At 46.2% G+C, this 16,369-nt stretch carries 14 protein-coding genes; 2 read left to right on the top strand and 12 right to left on the bottom strand.

The window, feature by feature from the left end; all coding sequences use genetic code 11:
* Nucleotides 1–2: 2 nt before the first annotated feature.
* The 8 genes from ACU70B_RS07375 to ACU70B_RS07340 all read right to left on the bottom strand — a co-directional run bounded on the left by ACU70B_RS07375 (nt 3) and on the right by ACU70B_RS07340 (nt 9,829).
* Complete coding sequence (locus ACU70B_RS07375) at nt 3–1,625, bottom strand: putative amidoligase domain-containing protein (RefSeq protein WP_447182927.1); 1,623 nt, start codon at nt 1,623–1,625, stop codon at nt 3–5.
* A gap of 4 nt (nt 1,626–1,629) precedes the next feature.
* Nucleotides 1,630–2,874, bottom strand: coding sequence for a YheC/YheD family endospore coat-associated protein (locus tag ACU70B_RS07370; RefSeq protein WP_447182926.1), 1,245 nt, complete (start codon nt 2,872–2,874; stop codon nt 1,630–1,632).
* An 86-nt stretch (nt 2,875–2,960) separates the two neighbouring features.
* Nucleotides 2,961–4,025 carry a redox-regulated ATPase YchF gene (gene ychF / locus ACU70B_RS07365; protein WP_447182925.1) on the bottom strand — a complete coding sequence of 355 codons (1,065 nt, stop codon included), beginning with the start codon at nt 4,023–4,025 and terminating at the stop codon, nt 2,961–2,963.
* A gap of 109 nt (nt 4,026–4,134) precedes the next feature.
* Nucleotides 4,135–4,965: a PH domain-containing protein gene (locus ACU70B_RS07360; protein ID WP_447182924.1), complete on the bottom strand. Its 831-nt coding sequence runs from the start codon at nt 4,963–4,965 to the stop codon at nt 4,135–4,137.
* 18 nt (nt 4,966–4,983) lie between these two features.
* Nucleotides 4,984–5,829 carry a 3-hydroxyacyl-CoA dehydrogenase family protein gene (locus tag ACU70B_RS07355; RefSeq protein ID WP_447182923.1) on the bottom strand — a complete coding sequence of 282 codons (846 nt, stop codon included), beginning with the start codon at nt 5,827–5,829 and terminating at the stop codon, nt 4,984–4,986.
* 47 nt (nt 5,830–5,876) lie between these two features.
* Nucleotides 5,877–6,971, bottom strand: a complete 1,095-nt coding sequence (locus ACU70B_RS07350) for a 6-phosphofructokinase (protein WP_447182922.1) — start codon at nt 6,969–6,971, stop codon at nt 5,877–5,879.
* A 135-nt stretch (nt 6,972–7,106) separates the two neighbouring features.
* The gene (locus ACU70B_RS07345; RefSeq protein ID WP_447182921.1) at nt 7,107–8,456 is read right to left on the bottom strand and encodes a YheC/YheD family endospore coat-associated protein; all 1,350 of its coding nucleotides are present in this window, start codon (nt 8,454–8,456) and stop codon (nt 7,107–7,109) included.
* A gap of 20 nt (nt 8,457–8,476) precedes the next feature.
* Nucleotides 8,477–9,829, bottom strand: a complete 1,353-nt coding sequence (locus ACU70B_RS07340) for a YheC/YheD family endospore coat-associated protein (RefSeq protein WP_447182920.1) — start codon at nt 9,827–9,829, stop codon at nt 8,477–8,479.
* Nucleotides 9,830–9,964: 135 nt separating this feature from the next.
* On the opposite strand from ACU70B_RS07340, the gene ACU70B_RS07335 reads away from it, so the two are divergent.
* On the top strand, nt 9,965–10,432 hold the full coding sequence (locus ACU70B_RS07335; protein ID WP_447182919.1) for a 2-thiouracil desulfurase family protein: 468 nt from the start codon (nt 9,965–9,967) through the stop codon (nt 10,430–10,432).
* Nucleotides 10,429–11,415, top strand: a complete 987-nt coding sequence (locus ACU70B_RS07330) for a tRNA 4-thiouridine(8) synthase ThiI (protein WP_447182918.1) — start codon at nt 10,429–10,431, stop codon at nt 11,413–11,415. The genes ACU70B_RS07335 and ACU70B_RS07330 overlap by 4 nt, the downstream gene beginning before the upstream one ends.
* A 53-nt stretch (nt 11,416–11,468) precedes the next feature.
* On the opposite strand, the gene ACU70B_RS07325 is transcribed toward ACU70B_RS07330, so the two are convergent.
* The 4 genes from ACU70B_RS07325 to ACU70B_RS07310 all read right to left on the bottom strand — a co-directional run bounded on the left by ACU70B_RS07325 (nt 11,469) and on the right by ACU70B_RS07310 (nt 16,346).
* Entirely contained in the window at nt 11,469–11,942 is a 474-nt protein-coding gene (locus ACU70B_RS07325; RefSeq protein WP_447182917.1) for a pyridoxamine 5'-phosphate oxidase family protein, read from the bottom strand.
* Nucleotides 11,943–11,971: 29 nt separating this feature from the next.
* Nucleotides 11,972–12,526 (bottom strand): SGNH/GDSL hydrolase family protein, encoded by a 555-nt coding sequence (locus ACU70B_RS07320; protein ID WP_447182916.1) that lies wholly within the window; start codon nt 12,524–12,526, stop codon nt 11,972–11,974.
* 48 nt (nt 12,527–12,574) lie between these two features.
* Entirely contained in the window at nt 12,575–13,471 is an 897-nt protein-coding gene (locus ACU70B_RS07315) for an MBL fold metallo-hydrolase (protein ID WP_447182915.1), read from the bottom strand.
* A 121-nt stretch (nt 13,472–13,592) separates the two neighbouring features.
* Nucleotides 13,593–16,346, bottom strand: a complete 2,754-nt coding sequence (locus tag ACU70B_RS07310) for a UPF0182 family membrane protein (protein ID WP_447182914.1) — start codon at nt 16,344–16,346, stop codon at nt 13,593–13,595.
* Nucleotides 16,347–16,369 lie beyond the last annotated feature (23 nt).

Raw genomic sequence — 16,369 nt, 5'->3', positions numbered from 1 at the left:
CACTAACGCATAACCTGGCTTCTTCTGACCTGAGCAGAGGTAATGATTCTGCCTCGTGAATTGTTACCTCTCGCCGGGCCGGAAATACGACTAGTCGCTCCTATACGAACCCCGCCGGTCCCTCCTCGTCTACTAATGCCGCTACGGGTCCCGGTATTGTAAGATCGGCTATTAACCCGTGTAGCCATTGGGGGACGCGGAGGTTGATTTCTAGCCACCCCAGCTCCGGAACGCTGGGAGTAACCTTCGCTGGAACTTCTAAGTTGCCGTCTGGGGGTGGCTTTAAGCTTCCAGGCTTTACGAAAATCAACCTTCTCGTTCCAGGTTATTTGAGAGGATATCATTTCCACCAGTACTTGTAATTGCTCCCGGTATTCGTTATACATTTCAGTTCTTTCTATATCCACCCACAGTTCAGGAAATATAGGACGGAAATAATCCTGGTCACCTCCGTAAAACGCTCTCTGGGCCTCCGCTGAGTTAAGGAAGTTTTTTGACAGGACATGATATGAGCTGGCCACTATTTTGGCCAGGCACAAAACCGCAGTAGTAATTTGTTGGGAAACTAGCCAGCTTGCCGGAGTACGGTATTCGAAACCGCCATAGTCTTTTAAACGGTAATCTCCCAAAAACCCGTATCTTCTTCTTCGTCGTGCCGCCGGCCCCGGTTCTTCGAGCAGAAATATGGGGATGGCAACATAGTTGTCCAAGGCTCTTATTATACTGGCATTGAGGCGGGTATTACTAAAATGTAAATGACCCCCAATGGAATAGGCTCCGCCTGGTTGACTGCCAGCCAGCCATTTTACATTCTGATATGGTGCCATTCTACTGGCCGTGTCCAGCGCCTGTTTTATGTTGTTGCTTAACTTCAGCGGGCAGGAGCTAGGATGAGGCCTGATCTCGGCTACTGGCCGTTGCTGACGATTAGGCATACGGATATTATCGCAGCCGACCAGACCGTCCCGGGGAAAAAACTGCGAAGCTGATAGCATCCGGTTGGTTTTGGAGTTAAATATCATAAATTCAGGATCGGCACCCAACTTAACGTTTCTGGTAGGCAAGGTTTTATCAAGTGAATAGATTTCGTCGATTTTCTCCAAGAATTCTTCTAGATCGCGATTTCGCATAACCGGCGAAGGTTCTACCCCAATCACCCTCAACCTGCGCCGGGCAGTATAAGCCAGACGCACCACACCTATATCCAGGCCCAGGATTAAAAATATGCGTTTAGCCAGTTCCGATAATTTAGGATTGTCGCTTTCCCTTACATACTTTGGCTTGTAGCTATTGCGACCATGGTAAACCAAGCGTATTGATACGATGCTGAGATCGGATATCAATACCTCATAACTCCTTATTATCCCTTCTTCATCCCCGATATAGCCTATATTGTTCGCTTTTAGCATCTCCGCTGTAATCTCTTTGTCCAGACAATTATTTACCGCCTTAAATGTGTTTATGCTCTTTTTAATACCTGACTCTGGGTCAGGTATCTTAATCAACAGATAGTTTAATCCGGCTATAGAAATGTCGTCTATTTTTACCCGGCTGTAAGCCTTGTTTAAGTATGAACACATTCGCTCTGCACTCGCATTTTGCTGGTAAATAAGTTGCACATTCATATAATTACCTTCCTCTAGTCGGGTTTTCTGTAATGTAAATAAAATAATCCATCAGGTTCTGCCAGTGAGCATTACGTATGTCATTTTCATCAAAGCTGGCCGGCTTTGAATTTATCTCGATAATCGACATGCGGCCATTCTTGTCTACCCCAATATCCAACGACAATACCGCTAGGGATAATTTTAGCTCCTTCTCCAACACCCGGGGCACCTGAGCCCTTATTTCTTCCAATTGTTCATCTATTTGCTGTCTGGTCATACTGTTGGCGCCAAATACCTCATTCATTACTTCCATATAGGAGGCAGAGCGCCCCCCATTGGGAATATGGGTAACAAAACGATTTTTTCCGGCTATTCGTACGGCAACTCCGGTGAGCACCCATTCACCTGTGCCATTCTTTTGCAACTGGGTCCGCAGGTCAAAAATTTGCCCCTTGTAACGCGCCAGTTCTATACCTCTTTGAACCAAATAGGCGTTGTTCGATAAAAATGCCAGCTGGCGATAGAGGGAGTCCGCCGAAGAACATTCCTTCCATGACATCGCTCCTTTTTTGGCTACAGCATAAGCATATTGACCATGAGGCAGGCGCTTGACCTTGATAATCCCTTTCCCCAAACTGCCATAGCTGTATTTCAAAAATACTTCCGGATATTTACGGATCATAGCTAACAGTGACTGACGGTTGAAGCGTGCTGTTTCGGGCAGCCATTTGGCTGTACTTCTTCTGATTCTAAGAGCTTTATAGACCTCCCACTTGTTGAGAAAACGAGAGTTAAACAGGTATATAGCATGGTCTTTGTCCAGTTTCCTGAGCAGATGCTTCACGTGTATCTGTGATTCAATGTTTCTAAACCGGATACGGTTATAGACAATATCGGGAAACGGGAATAATCCCCTCTTCCATACCTTGCCGTTCCAGGTATATCCTCGAATTCTTCTCTGTTTCCAATAAACATCCCGGGCAAAAAAGAAATAGATGGCGATGTTGTTTTTCTTGCCGTAACTAACCATTTCTTTAAATAAGCGTGATCGCTCTCCCCCGGGAAGACCTTTTTTATTTGCGGTTGTCAACACTCCCACTATAACGGGGCGCTTCTTTAACTGCTCCTGCTGATTGGGCAGAGTACCACTGTGCAGATGACCTGACGGCTCCTGAACATTCTTCAGCCTGACCACCCCTTTTGTCTTTATATAATCCATAATATGACCAATATAAACAGTGAGTGTCAGGGGGACACTTCTTGCCATAAATAAAAATGCCGACCAATGGCCGACATTTGGGTTTTCGCAAAATATTATTATATTTCTATGCATTTTACAGCGACAGAACTAACCTATATATTGAAGCGGAAATGTACGATATTGCCGTCCTTAACCACATATTCTTTGCCTTCCAGACGGAACAGCCCTTTCTCCTTGACCGCATTCATACTTCCCAGGTTCTTCAGATCCTCGTATTCGACGACTTCGGCCCGTATAAACCCCCTTTCAATATCGGAATGAATCTTGCCAGCAGCCTTGCGTGCTGCCGTACCTTCTTCAACGGTCCAAGCCTTGACCTCATCCTCCCCTACGGTGAAAAAGGATATCAGACCCAGGCGGTGGTACATGCTCTGTGATATCTTTACTATTCCTGATTCCTCAATACCCAGTTCCTGCATAAAGGCTTCTTTTTCTTCCCCATCCAATTCGGCCAGATCCCTCTCGATGCCGGCCGATATCTCCACCACCGGCAGGTTGTGCTGAGCCGCAAATTGCATAACCGCTTCCCTCTGCCGGTATTCTTTCTTTATGAGGTCATCTTCAGATATATTAAGGCATACAAGTACCGGTTTGGTGGTTAAAAACTGGTAGGTATTTAATATCTCCTCTTCTGCGGCATTCAGTTCCACGGCTGACAACGGAATTTCATTCTCCAGAGCTTCCTTTAATCTATCCAGCAGGGCCAGTTCATCGAGAAAATTGTTCTTTTTCTTATTGGAACTGATCCTTTCTATCCTTTTTTCGATTAAATCAAGATCAGCCAGTAAAAGTTCATAGTTTATGGTTTCTATATCCTTTACCGGATCGATATCGTTATCGAAGTCTGGCACAGTTTCATCTGTAAAAACCCTGACCACATGCAGGAGGGCATCAGCCCGGCGAACGGTATCCAGGAAAACGCCGGCCGTTTTTTCTGCCCCCGGAGCCAATCCGGGGATATCCACTACCTCCAGTTGAGCATAGGTGGTTTTTTTAGGCTTATACAGCCCGGACAAATAATCTATGCGACTGTCCGGAATTTTTGCCATGCCCAGATTTGCTCTGGCGGTATTGTTATTTCTATTGGGGCTTTCAGTTAACAGTTCAAAAACGGTGGTTTTACCAACCAGGGGCAAACCTATTATTCCAAGTTGCATCTGTATATCCTGTCCCTTCATTAATATATATGGTTGATTGGCAGCGGGAAACTGTCGCCGCACTTGGTTTACATAATAATTGATACGGTAAACTATTATCGATTTAGTATTATTTCAAGGTTATCTCCGATAATGCCAATATGATAAACAATCCGGTTACTGCCAGGCTTATCACCTGTAGCACGTATCCACCGGTACTGCTGAATTGGAACAGCCTGCCCGCATTGCCAATGTTGAAGAAAAACAGAGCAACAGCCAGAACCAATAGCAGAACAGTGAAATCAGGAGCGCCGGAACCGGGGAAGCATAGGGCCAGGTATGCTCCAAATCCCACTAGAAATATGATGTTTAAACGAAATAGGATGTGATAGAAATTATCATCCTGCATGCTTTCGCCTTTAATATCCGGATCCATAGTATCCATATTGACCTTTTCCACCGGCTTGTGCGCTTTCTCAGCCATCACCTCAAGCATGCTCTTAAGCTCTTCCTCTGCCGGAGTGATGCCGTAAAAGCCCTTGCTGCTCTTTATATAGATAAATCCTTTCCAGGGGTCGGTGGCGTACATCCTGGCAGTCCCCAAACCCTTGGCCGCATATAGCCCTACCATATAGCCGGGCCAGCTCATGCCAAAAATTGAATACAGATTGCTCTGGCCTTCGACTTGGATTATGTTTTCAATCTCCTGCCAGGCAATATGAATCCTGCGCAATCCCCAATTTATGACCAGTCCGTCGCCTTCGATGCGGTAACCCAGGTTGAAGGCGCTAAATAGTAATACTATATATATAAATAGGAAGAGATACGCCGGTATATATAGCAATAATTTAAGGGTAGTGTCTTCAGGCCCCAATGAAAAACCTATCCCCCAGAATGAGAAGCCAAAGACTACCAAGCCCATTAGTATCCCAAAACTTATTCCCCGCAACTTTTTTACCATAACCCCACCCCTTCATTTCTAATATTGGTAAAAACCACGTCCACTCTTTTTACCATAATACCCTGCCCTGATCATGGTTGAAAACACAGTATGGGGCCGGTATTTTGTGTCCCTGAATTCATGCCAGAATACTTCCAGGATGGAGGAAATGGTATCCAGCCCAACCCTATCCGCCAATTCCAATGGTCCTTCCTTCATACCGGCACCAAGTTTCATCGCCAGGTCGATTTCCTCAATACCTGCCAAACCATCACCATAGGTGAATATGGCTTCATTGATATAGGGAATTAGAATACGGTTGACAATAAAACCAGGACTTTCCCTTTTCACTTCTACATAATCCTTGCCCATGGTTGCCACAAAGTCAGCCGCTTTAGCAATAGTCTCATCCGATGTTTCCATTCCCCTTACCAGTTCCACCAAGCGATTGGAAACTACCGGGTTAAAGAAGTGCATTCCCAGAATCTTTTCCTGTCTTCTGGTGGACGCAGCAATTTCTGAGATAGACAGAGTCGAGGTGTTGGTGGCCAACACCGTATGAGCTGGACAAATATTGTCCAGCTCAGCGAAAATCTGCTTCTTTACCGCCATGTTTTCCACTACCGCTTCAATGACCAAATCAGCTTCGCGCAGATCCGATAAGTCGGTTGTACACTGAATTCTTTCCATAATCTCTTCTTTAGCTTTTGCATCTATTTGCTCCCGGTTAATCATCTTATCCAGATTTTTGGCAATGGCCTGTAATCCATCCCTAACCAATCCCATCTGCAGGTCACGTAAGATTACCGAGTATCCCCCCTGGGCAGCTACCTGCGCTATTCTGGCCCCCATCAATCCGGCCCCAAGAACCGCTACCTTTTCCACCTTAATTGACCCCTTCCCGATATCATGATAATCCCATGTTTAATCAATTAACTATCGCCGAAACTGATCCCTATTGCTCTGGCCGCATCTACGATGTTGCTGTCAGGCGGCACTAGTCTGATTTCTTTTATAGCCTCCTGTAAATCTACGGTTCTTATTTCTTTGCCCTGTAGGCTGACCATGGTTCCGTATCTTCCTTCCATAAAGGCTTCCACCGCTGCCACCCCATAACGAGTAGCCAGGATGCGGTCATAGGGTATCGGCCCCCCACCCCGCTGCAGATGGCCCAGCACCGTTACCCGGGTTTCTATATCGTGAAGCTTGCTCTCAATCTCTTCAGCCACCTTCTGCCCGATTCCGCCGAGTCGAATGGGGTCATGGCTTTCAGGCACTAGGCTGTGAACTACCATTTCCCCTCCGGCATTATGAGCACCTTCGGCCACCACTATAATACTGAATTTTTTCCCCTGCCGGAAGCGCTGCGCGATCTTGGCTACGATAGCGTCTATGTTGTACGGTATCTCCGGTATAAGTATGACGTCGGCGCTGCCTGACATGCCGGCATGCAGGGCTATCCACCCGGCATATCTTCCCATAACCTCCAAAATCATTACCCGGTGGTGGGATTCGGCGGTGGTATGGAGCTTGTCCAGGGCTTCGGATGCGGTATTGACTGCGGTGTTAAAGCCAAAGGTAACATCTGTAGCCGATAGATCATTATCAATAGTCTTGGGAACTCCTACAATTTTAACTCCTTTTTGATAAAATTTATAGGCGATGTTGAGGCTGCCATCGCCGCCAATAACGATTAAACCGTCCAGCCCCAGGTTCCTGATGTTGCTGACGGCACGATCCGATTGGTCGCTGGCCTGCTCTATCCCCTTTACCGTAGTCATAAAATTAAACGGGTTGTCCCGATTGGTCGTACCCAGTATGGTGCCTCCGGTGTGCCCGATACCGGATACCCGACGCAAGTCGAGCTGAATATAATTATTCTCCACCAGCCCCCGGAAGCCATCAATGAAGCCGATAACCTCCAGTCCATACTTTAGAACAGCCGTCTTGGTTACCGCCCGTATCACTGAATTTAAACCGGGACAGTCACCACCACCGGTTAATACACCCAGGTGATTAACTCCCATTTTTTTCTTACCCTCCTAGCATAAAATGCAGTTTATTTTAAAACCGAATTAAGCAATAAGGTGGGATAACCCACCCTGCAATCATTTTTATCTTTTCCTATTCTCTACTTGAAGCCCTTTTCCTTCACAAGCCGGTTATTTAATATTAAACCCGGCCAAATAGCTCGCATAGGCCAGCGGCCTTTTAAAGGTATTTCTGACTATTGCAGGAGAAAATACGGTTTCGGTTGTTTTCCTGGGCTTGGAATTAACTTCGATCAGATAGAGGCGCCCATTACGTTCAATCCCTATATCCATGCCCAACTCACCGAAAGTACTGTTGTTATCGTTTTCCAGAGTACTGGCCACCATTTTGCACAATAGCCGTATTTGTTCGTGCTTGGAATCAATCACGTCACTCTTTTTAAATATATGCTGCAGTACCTTAAGACTTTTTTCCACCCGCCCCCCGCTGCTGAGGTTAGAAATACTGCTTCCCCGCGGAGCAATACGACAGAATTTTTTACTAATCTGCCATTCACCGCGGCCGTTTTTCTGATATATTATGCGCAGGTCAAACGTGGCCCCCCGGTATTTAACTAGTTCCAGACCTTGTTGTACTATATAATGCCGGTCGTCACGAAACTTCTTCGTCTTATTCATAAGTTCTGCAGCACTATGGGCCTGGCCTCGCAAACGCTTACCCCTATATATAACGTAATTGAACTGTCCTCGATTAGAGGTTACTTTTATTATACCCTTACCCAGGCTCCCATTGCTGGGTTTTAAAAATAGTGTACGGTGTTTTCTCAACATTTCTTCCAGATTGTCATGGGTCAATTCCCGGGTCTCGGGCAGGTAGTCATTTAACAGGGGATTAGTGGTCATGATCTGGTGCACATTCCACTTATTCAGGTAATGGGGATTAAAATAATGCAAGTATGGCATCTGCATTAGCCTGATTTTAGCATATTTCACACTGTTGCGGGCTTCAGCCGAACGGCTGTGAATGCGGTCATACACAACGTCCGGGATGGGATAGAGAGCCGATTCCCACCTGCCTCGGGTAGCGGAAAACTGATGGTAAACATATCCCCGGCAAGTATTAGTTGCCCAGTTTATGCCGCTGGGGGTAAAAATGTATACCTGTCCGGGAAAGGACTTGCTCACAATGCTAAGGTAGATGAGTTCTGCCTGCAGGCTGCGCGGGTCTACTTCTTCACGGCTGGAGCCCGGGATATAGGTAGCCATTATGCCAATGGTAGGGCCCAGATGTAATGTTTTCTCTTCCGGCTGGTAACGCACCTTTAGCCCTTTGCTTTTTTTTATGTGTAAGGCCTGAATCAGTTCCGGGGAAAGCATGTAATTTCCCCTCCCCGTATCATGGATCTGCAGCCTGCTTTTCACCATCAGAGCACCAACCCGAACTGTAATCAGCGGTTCCACCACTATACCCAGTTTTTGCACCAGTGTACGCGAGATGGAGATTCTGCCTGCCGTTTTCAATCTTCTACCTCTCCTTTTACTTAGAATCCTGCCAGATATCTGGCATATAATAGTGGGGTCTCTACAGATTTAAGGCGAGTTTGTTTCTCTCCAATCAAGGAAAACACATGCCGGGCAGGACGCAGGTTGGCTTCAATAAACCATACCTTCCCGAATCTGTCTACACCGATATCTATTCCCATTTCCCCGCAATTGCCCAGATACTCTTCTACACTTTGAGCAGCATTGTTGCACACGAATATTATTGTTTCTATAATCTGGTTAACCTGCTTGCTGCCTGTAAAAGCCTTGTTGAGTACAGTCTCAACTTTCTTGCCGCTACCGCCGCTGCTGATGTTGCTGGTTATGGCTCCCGGTTTGCCAATCCGACAGGCCATTCCGGTTACCTCCCACTTGCCGTTATGGTTCTTTTGCACCATGACCCGAATATCAGCAATTCCCCCTTCATTTCTTAAGAGGTTGATTTCTTTCTGTACCAGGTAGCTTCTCCCCGCCATCACCGGACGCAACTGTCTTTGCAGGTGCAGCAGATCGGAGGCGTTGCCTTTGCATAAGCTTCCGTTAGAATGATACTGATAACAATAACCGGGGGATTTCTTATTTTTACTTACTCTAATGATATTCTTGCCCTGGGTGCCGTTTACTGGTTTAAGATAAACGGCCCGGTATTTCTTGACCATTAAATCAACCTGCCGAAAACTGTTTATCAGTCTGGTCTCAGGTAAATATGGCACTAATTCCGGATTTTTTTTAAAAAGGCGATAAGCTTCCCATTTCCCTACCATGGGTGGGTTAAGTATCTGTACCCCTAATCGGTTAAGCCTGCGTCTGCTTTCAGCTCTGCTGGCGACCCAGAATTTACTTCTGGGATAGATGACATCCGGCATCGGAAATCTGCCGCGTTGCCATCCGTTTTTACCGTGAAAGTATCCGTTAATCACTTTTTTATTCCAATCAATGTCGGCAAAATAAAAGGCGAAACATATTTGACCCAGTTGACGGCCGCTGGCCATTATTTCTTGAAAAAATGTGGTCTGGCTGCCAAAGGGTCGATTTTTACTATCCTGCTTGGGGGCTATGATTCCAACCACCGGTCCGACCCGGATCTCATCCTGCTCAAACTTAACTCCGTATTTGCGGTTTTCATGCAGAAAACTTTTTTTTATGAGCACCGGATGCATGGTGAGAGTCTTTTTATCAATACGTGATGTGCTTATCCTGGTCTTTATGTTACGGCTGCTTTTTCCCACCCCCAGCCTTAGCATCTGGTTATACCCGTAATCGGTATGACCGGCTAGATCGGCACTGATTAATAAACAATCCTGATCCAGTTGTGGGTCTGCCTTGACAATTGCCATCATAAAATCGTTCATTTATTTGTCTCCGCCGTAAATGTTTTGTATCATATCATATGTAAAGTGCCAAATCTTTGCTAATACTTTACGTATTTTCTTACCTCTCCATGGTACTATCGATTGGACAGATTGAAATTAAGGAGATGGATACGGGTGAAATTGGTCAGCGCTTGTTTGTGCGGAGTTAATTGCAAATATAACGGTAAAAATAATATAAACCTCTATTTTATGGAGTTGCTGCGGGAGGGCGAAGTCATCCCGGTATGTCCTGAGCAATTGGGAGGTTTGCCCACCCCCAGGAAGCCTGCAGAAATATTAGGCGGATCAGGCCAGGATGTGCTGGTTGGTAACAGCCGGGTTGTTACCCGGGATGGGCTTGATGTTACCGAATACTATATTAAGGGAGCCTATGAAACGCTTAAGATAGCCCAGTTGGCAGATGCAGATACGGCAGTCCTGAAAAGCCGCAGCCCTTCCTGTGGAAACGGATATATATATGATGGCAGTTTTAGCTATAAGACCCGCAAGGCTGACGGGGTCACTGCCGCCCTTTTGAAAGAAAACGGCATCAGGGTGACAGATGAAGATGATTATATGGAAAAGGGAGTGTGCCAGGATTGAAAGCCATAAGTCTTTTTTCCGGGGGTCTCGATTCCCAATTGGCAGTCATGCTGATTAAGAATCAGGGTATTGAGGTTATGGGGATTAATTTTGTCACCCCTTTTTTTGGTGCCGATCCCGCCGTTTTACAGGCCGCCCGCAATCTGGGAATAGAGCTTATTACCATGGATATCAGTGACGAGTATATACCTGGTGTTTTAAGGAGTCCGGTATACGGCTACGGCAAGAACCTTAACCCCTGTATCGATTGTCACGGTTTTATGCTGCACAAAGCCGGAGATTATATGGGACAGGCAGATGCTTCATTCCTGATAACCGGGGAAGTCGTAGGCCAGCGCCCTATGAGCCAGAACAAATCTGCTCTTAACGCCGTAGACAAAATTTCCGGTTATCGGGGTTTTATTGTAAGGCCTCTGTCGGGTAAAATACTGCCCCCTACTGAACCCGAACTAAGAGGATGGATAAATCGGGAAGCGCTGTTGGACATCAATGGACGCGGCCGCCATGTGCAGATGGAACTGGCAGAGAAATTTGGAATTAAGGACTATCCTTCACCAGCAGGGGGATGCCTGTTAACTGAACAGAATTTTGCCCGCCGTTTGAAAAGGGTTTTAGAAAGGGACAAGGAAACTCGCGCGGAGGAAATGGAAATACTCAAGCTGGGCCGTCATTTTATAGTGGGTGATGACAGGCTGCTGGTAGTAGGGAGAAACCAGTCTGAGAACAGAAAAATTCAGACCAATGCCTGGCCGGAAGATTTGCTGATGAAGGTAGCTGACCGTCCCGGCCCGCTGGGTCTGCTGCGCTACGGTAATTATAGCGAAGACCTGATCGCTTATGCTGCTGCTGTAGTAGCCCGGTACAGTGATGCCAAAAATTTAAATCTGGCCCGGGTAAAGGTATTTAAACCCGGAGATGAGGAAAACCATACTATTATAGAAGTCCCCCCCCTAAAACCCGAACAAACCCCACCGGCAGTATAAAAACAGGGCGATACTGGTATGGCTAACCATAAGTGCCTCGTCTGTAAAGAAAACTATAAATAGTATTTTCCGGTCATTTCTGTCACATTGATCCGTATCACCGCTGTTCCGTTAACCCTATTATTGGGGATTTCATTGTTTGCCAGATAAGGTGTATATTTTTCCGCGATTTTTCTCAGCGCAATTCTTTTTTCCTCGATATCATCCACGATCTTGGCAGTACCGGAGATAATCACACTTTCGTATTTTGTGTTTGTGTCGCATGGTTTTCCATTCGGGTTCAGCAGCAGCTTATCCATTTCATAAACAGAAAATCCGACTCTGGAATCGCGGGCAATATTGTCGAGCTTTTTGCCCTTCGGCAACCCATGGATAAAGACGGCGTCACCGCAATAGACAAAATGGATCGGGGTGCTATACGGTGTGCCATCGGGATTCAGTGTTGCCAAAGTGCCGGTTTGCGCTCGCTGAAGCAAGTTGTTTATCTGTTGTTCGGTCAAAGGGTGTGTTTTCATGCGGTGCTGCACAATATATCCTCCTTATCATACCTTCCTTTTTATGCAAAAATACTGAGGTCGATTTGATCGAACATGGCGCGGTAGCCGTTGATGTCGGGGTGACCGCCATCGGCCAGCAGCAGTTCGCTTTTCAAATTGCCGTTTTCATCGTAAAAGGCAGCGGCAAAGTCTATCACCTCAAGGTCATGTTCCCGGGCATAGTCCTTCATCCACCGGCGAATCCGCATAATTAGTTTCTCCCAGTAGGGTTCGTCAACTGCAGTAGGTATTCCCAATATAACTTCAATACCTGCCTCCCGGGCTTTTTCTATCATCTCGCGCAGGTTCCAGCAAATCCGGTCAAAAGACTCTGCACAGATTACATCATTAATGCCGCCCATAATAATAAGGTGGGTGGGATTATGTTTCGAGACCGAGTTTTCAAAACGTCCAATCATGTCAGTCGTGGTATTTCCGTTAATACCCTGGTTGATTACCTCTACACCCAGGGCTTGTTGCAGCATACTCACCCAGGATACCCGCGGCCCAAAAGGGAAACCGTAGGTTATGCTGTCGCCCAGGCATACGATCTTCATCTTCTTCTGCGATTCCACAAAACATCACTCTCCTGAATTTCCGAAATAACCCGGAAAAATATGTGGTTAAATAGCCCGATATAATCCTGATTCGGCTTCTTCCACCCGGCCATCCCTTATCAGCCGTTCCAGGTGCTTTATTACCATCAGTTTTTCCCAGAATAGAACATAGGGGGTAGGGTGCTGCAGATAGATCAGATGCTGGTCAGCAATTTCGTCCACTCCGGCAGCATCCTTTATCAGGTATTTATATATCCTTTCCTCACGCCTATATATACGGTTTTTAAACTCGGTTAATCGGGGTACAACATCATCATAAAGTCGTTTAATATGACAGGAAGTCATTTGTTTCGGCTTCAGTGCTATTACCCGCTCGATTGAATTCAGCATATCATCCGGACTGGAGAATACTTCTCCATACCACGGGCCTGCTTTAGTAAGGCATATGTCTCCGGAAAATAAAAGCTCCTCCTCCGGAAACCAGAAGACACAGTGCCCGGGCGAATGTCCCGGGGTGTGCAGAGCCTGTACCCTGGTGTGCCCAAGGTCAAAAAGGGTCTGGTCACTGAATTTATTATCTATCAGTTGTATTCCATGAAATTGCTCCTCGCTTAATCCCAGCATCATCCCCGACTTTATGAAGTCGTCACCTGGCATCAGATCCAGCCAGCGGTCAATGGAGTTATAGCGGATAAAGTTTTCCATGTTTTCCAGGGCAGGAAAATCAAGTTCATGGATATACTTGCTCGCTCTGGTAAAATACCCATTACCGCGGGTATGGTCAAAATGATGATGAGTATATAGGACTATGTCTACGCTTTCCGGCTTAATTTTTTCCAACGATTTGCGGTTGGCACCGGTGTCAATAATTGTTCTAATATCATCGTCGATAAACAGACAGTTACAATAGGTGAACCCGGTTTCACTTATAATCAGGCTAATCCGGTCATTGATTTTCAGCACTGTTCTTCCCCCTTATAAGAACAGCCACTTTATATTTTTTCTATCTCTCTATCTAATGTTTTTCTTCTACCCGGCAGGAGGAATTTATTGGCCCCGCTGGAATAGATAATCTTGTTTTTTTCTACCTACCTGAGCTCTTTTCCAGTCTGCGAATAATATCATTCAGCTTGTTGATGTTTTCGCCATACCCGGCCCAGTCTCCATCCTTCAAGCGCTGGTTGGCCTGATCGTAATACTGTCTTGCCAGCTTTGCCAACTCGGCGACACTATCGGTTCCGGCATCAGCTGTCTGAGGTGTTTTAGTATCGATATCGGTCGAAATGCTTGATGGTTTTTTATCAAATAACTTGATCAACGCCTGTTCCAAAGACGTTTCCATCACTATTTCGTCGCCGAATCCGGCAATAACCCTTTTAAGTTCCGGTATCCGGCTATTTTCAGCCTGCAGATAGAGGGGTTCAACATAAAGCAGGGAATTATCCATGGGTATAACCAGCAGATTGCCGCGATATACCCTGGAACCCTGCTGGTTCCACAGGCTCAGCTGCTGCGAAATCTCGGTATTCTGATTTATCCTTGATTCCAGTTGTTCCGGACCGTAGACAGTCTCCTGCTTAGGGAAGTTATATACCAGCAATTTGCCGTAATTGTCCCCGTCCATACGGGCGCACATCCAGGCAATCATATTGGGACGGCTCTTAGGGGTGAAAGGCAGCATCAATATATACTCCGATTGCTCCGATTCCGGCAAACGCATGATGATATAGTACGGCTCCATAGTCTGCTGTTCGTTATTGACTACTTCTTTGGGTATAAGCCAAGGGTCTTCTTTGTTATAGAATACATAGGGATCGGTCATATGATAGGTCTTATATATTTCCGCCTGTACCTGGTACAAATCAACCGGATAGCGGACATGAGCCCGGAGGCTGGCGGGCATCTCCTGCAGGGGCTGGTACATCCCCGGGAATATGCGGCTGAAGGTCTTAATTACAGGGTCCGAGGAGTCAGCCATATAAAAAACAAGGTCTCCGGTATAGGCGTCGCAGGTTATTTTAACCGAATTGCGCAGATAATTGTTGCCCATGCGGTCAAACGGCTGGGCATAGGGATAGCGGCTGCTGGTGGTATAGGCGTCCAGTATCCAGAATAATTTTCCCTGGTCATCAATTACTATATAGGGATCACCGTCAAAGCTGAGATAGGGAGCGATTTTTCTAGTACGCTCAAGAATATTGCGGTTCATCAATATCTGGCTGTTATTGTTTACCTCAGTCGAAAGCGCCATTTTGTAATCTTTGAGAACCCAGCTGAGAATCAGCCTGCGTCCGAAAGAGTTGATCTTAAGCCCATTTTCCCCTTCATAATTGGAATATACGTTGGTATCTCCGGACGGATAATCGAATTCTTCTTGCTTGGTATTTACGATCACATAATCGTCAGTGCGTTCGCCGAAATATACCTCGGGACGTTTTACCTTCAGCGAAGTGGCAAAGCGGGGCGGTATGTCCTTGATAAAGAAATTGGGAAAGCCTTCCTGGGCGACTTCATTGACCGGGCTCGCCACCACGCCGTAGCCATGAGTGTACATCAGTTTCTGATTTACCCAGGTTTTGGCCTCGGCATTGAGATTATCCTGTTCCAGTTCCCGGGCAGATATCATTACCTGGCGGTATTGACCATCAACCATATAGCGGTCGATGTCCATATCATTAAAAACATAATAGGGTCTCAGTTCCTGCAGGCTTTTATAAGTATCCGTCAGCGGCTGCCAGTCCCAAAGACGTATGTTGGTAATGGTATCCTGATTATTGGGGTTGTCAATTTTAAGGTCGAAGTCTACGTTAAACTTGCGGTTCTCTACTTTATCCAGGCCATAAGCCTGACGGGTATATTTGATGTTGGATTCGATATAGGGCCGCTCCCGGTTAAATTCGTTGGGCTGCACCACCAGCTTTTGCAGCAGGGCAGGATAAACCCCGTTCATGACTATCGCCACTGCTATCCAGGCTCCGATGCTTATGAGTATCCAGTTCAGCCTTTTAACAAAGATATTAGCCAGTATCATTGCTGCCACCAGCAGGGAAATAATCAGGAGAACCTTATAGGCCAGCAGTTTGGCATGAACATCGGTATAGGTTGCCCCATATACGATGCTGGAGGGGGAAAATAACAGATCATAGGCTGATAATTTGTAACCTATGGCCTTCAGGCCAAAAACTGCCGCCAGCAGTAAAGCCACGTGGCTTTTGGCAAAGGTAAACTGCCTCCAGTCCCCGAACAGCAGCTCGGTAGAGGCATTTATCATATAAATAAAGCCAACTGCCAAGGTGGTCAATATCAACACCATCATGAGGATGCCATAAACAAAGCGGTAAAAGGAAAGGTTAAAAAAGTAGAAACCGATGTCCTTGTGGAATAGAGGATCTGCTGTACCCATAGGTACACGGTTGATGAACTGCTGCACCACTATCCAATTGTCGGCGGCGGTAGAGCTTACCATTAGCGCTGCCAGTACGCTGATGCCCAGGAATATCCATCTGGCGGTCTTGCCTTTAAAAAATCCTTTTAAGGGATTTCTTTCTTGGTCCAGATAAATAATCTCCCGGCCTTCGTCATTTTCATCCGGCCGCTCCTGTTCCCCCAGATGTCTGCGGGTCAGCTTCAGGTTAAAGTAAAACACTGCTAAAGTGACAAGAAAAACTACCAGGTAAACACCTATACGATTAAGCAGCAGGGTCTTAAAAACTTTACTGAAACCTACCGAGCTGAACCAGAGCCAGTCGACATATAGTGCAGCCAGATAGGACAGTATCCCCAAAGCTACCAGAAATAATACTAGCTTTATGGTGCTCCTGTTAGACCTGGTTCCCATTAATGAACCCCTCCCTTTCAATC

The sequence above is a fragment of the Syntrophomonas curvata genome (genome assembly GCF_052976825.1).
This window is presented reverse-complemented; position numbering and strand designations above follow the sequence as displayed.

Coding starts and splice junctions, on each gene's coding strand:
- ACU70B_RS07375 (WP_447182927.1), bottom strand. CDS start 1,625: ATGAATGTGCAACTTATTTACCAGCAAAATGCGAGTGCAGAGCGAATG.
- ACU70B_RS07360 (WP_447182924.1), bottom strand. CDS start 4,965: ATGGTAAAAAAGTTGCGGGGAATAAGTTTTGGGATACTAATGGGCTTG.
- ychF (WP_447182925.1), bottom strand. CDS start 4,025: ATGCAACTTGGAATAATAGGTTTGCCCCTGGTTGGTAAAACCACCGTT.
- ACU70B_RS07340 (WP_447182920.1), bottom strand. CDS start 9,829: ATGAACGATTTTATGATGGCAATTGTCAAGGCAGACCCACAACTGGAT.
- ACU70B_RS07370 (WP_447182926.1), bottom strand. CDS start 2,874: ATGGCAAGAAGTGTCCCCCTGACACTCACTGTTTATATTGGTCATATT.
- ACU70B_RS07310 (WP_447182914.1), bottom strand. CDS start 16,346: ATGGGAACCAGGTCTAACAGGAGCACCATAAAGCTAGTATTATTTCTG.
- ACU70B_RS07350 (WP_447182922.1), bottom strand. CDS start 6,971: ATGGGAGTTAATCACCTGGGTGTATTAACCGGTGGTGGTGACTGTCCC.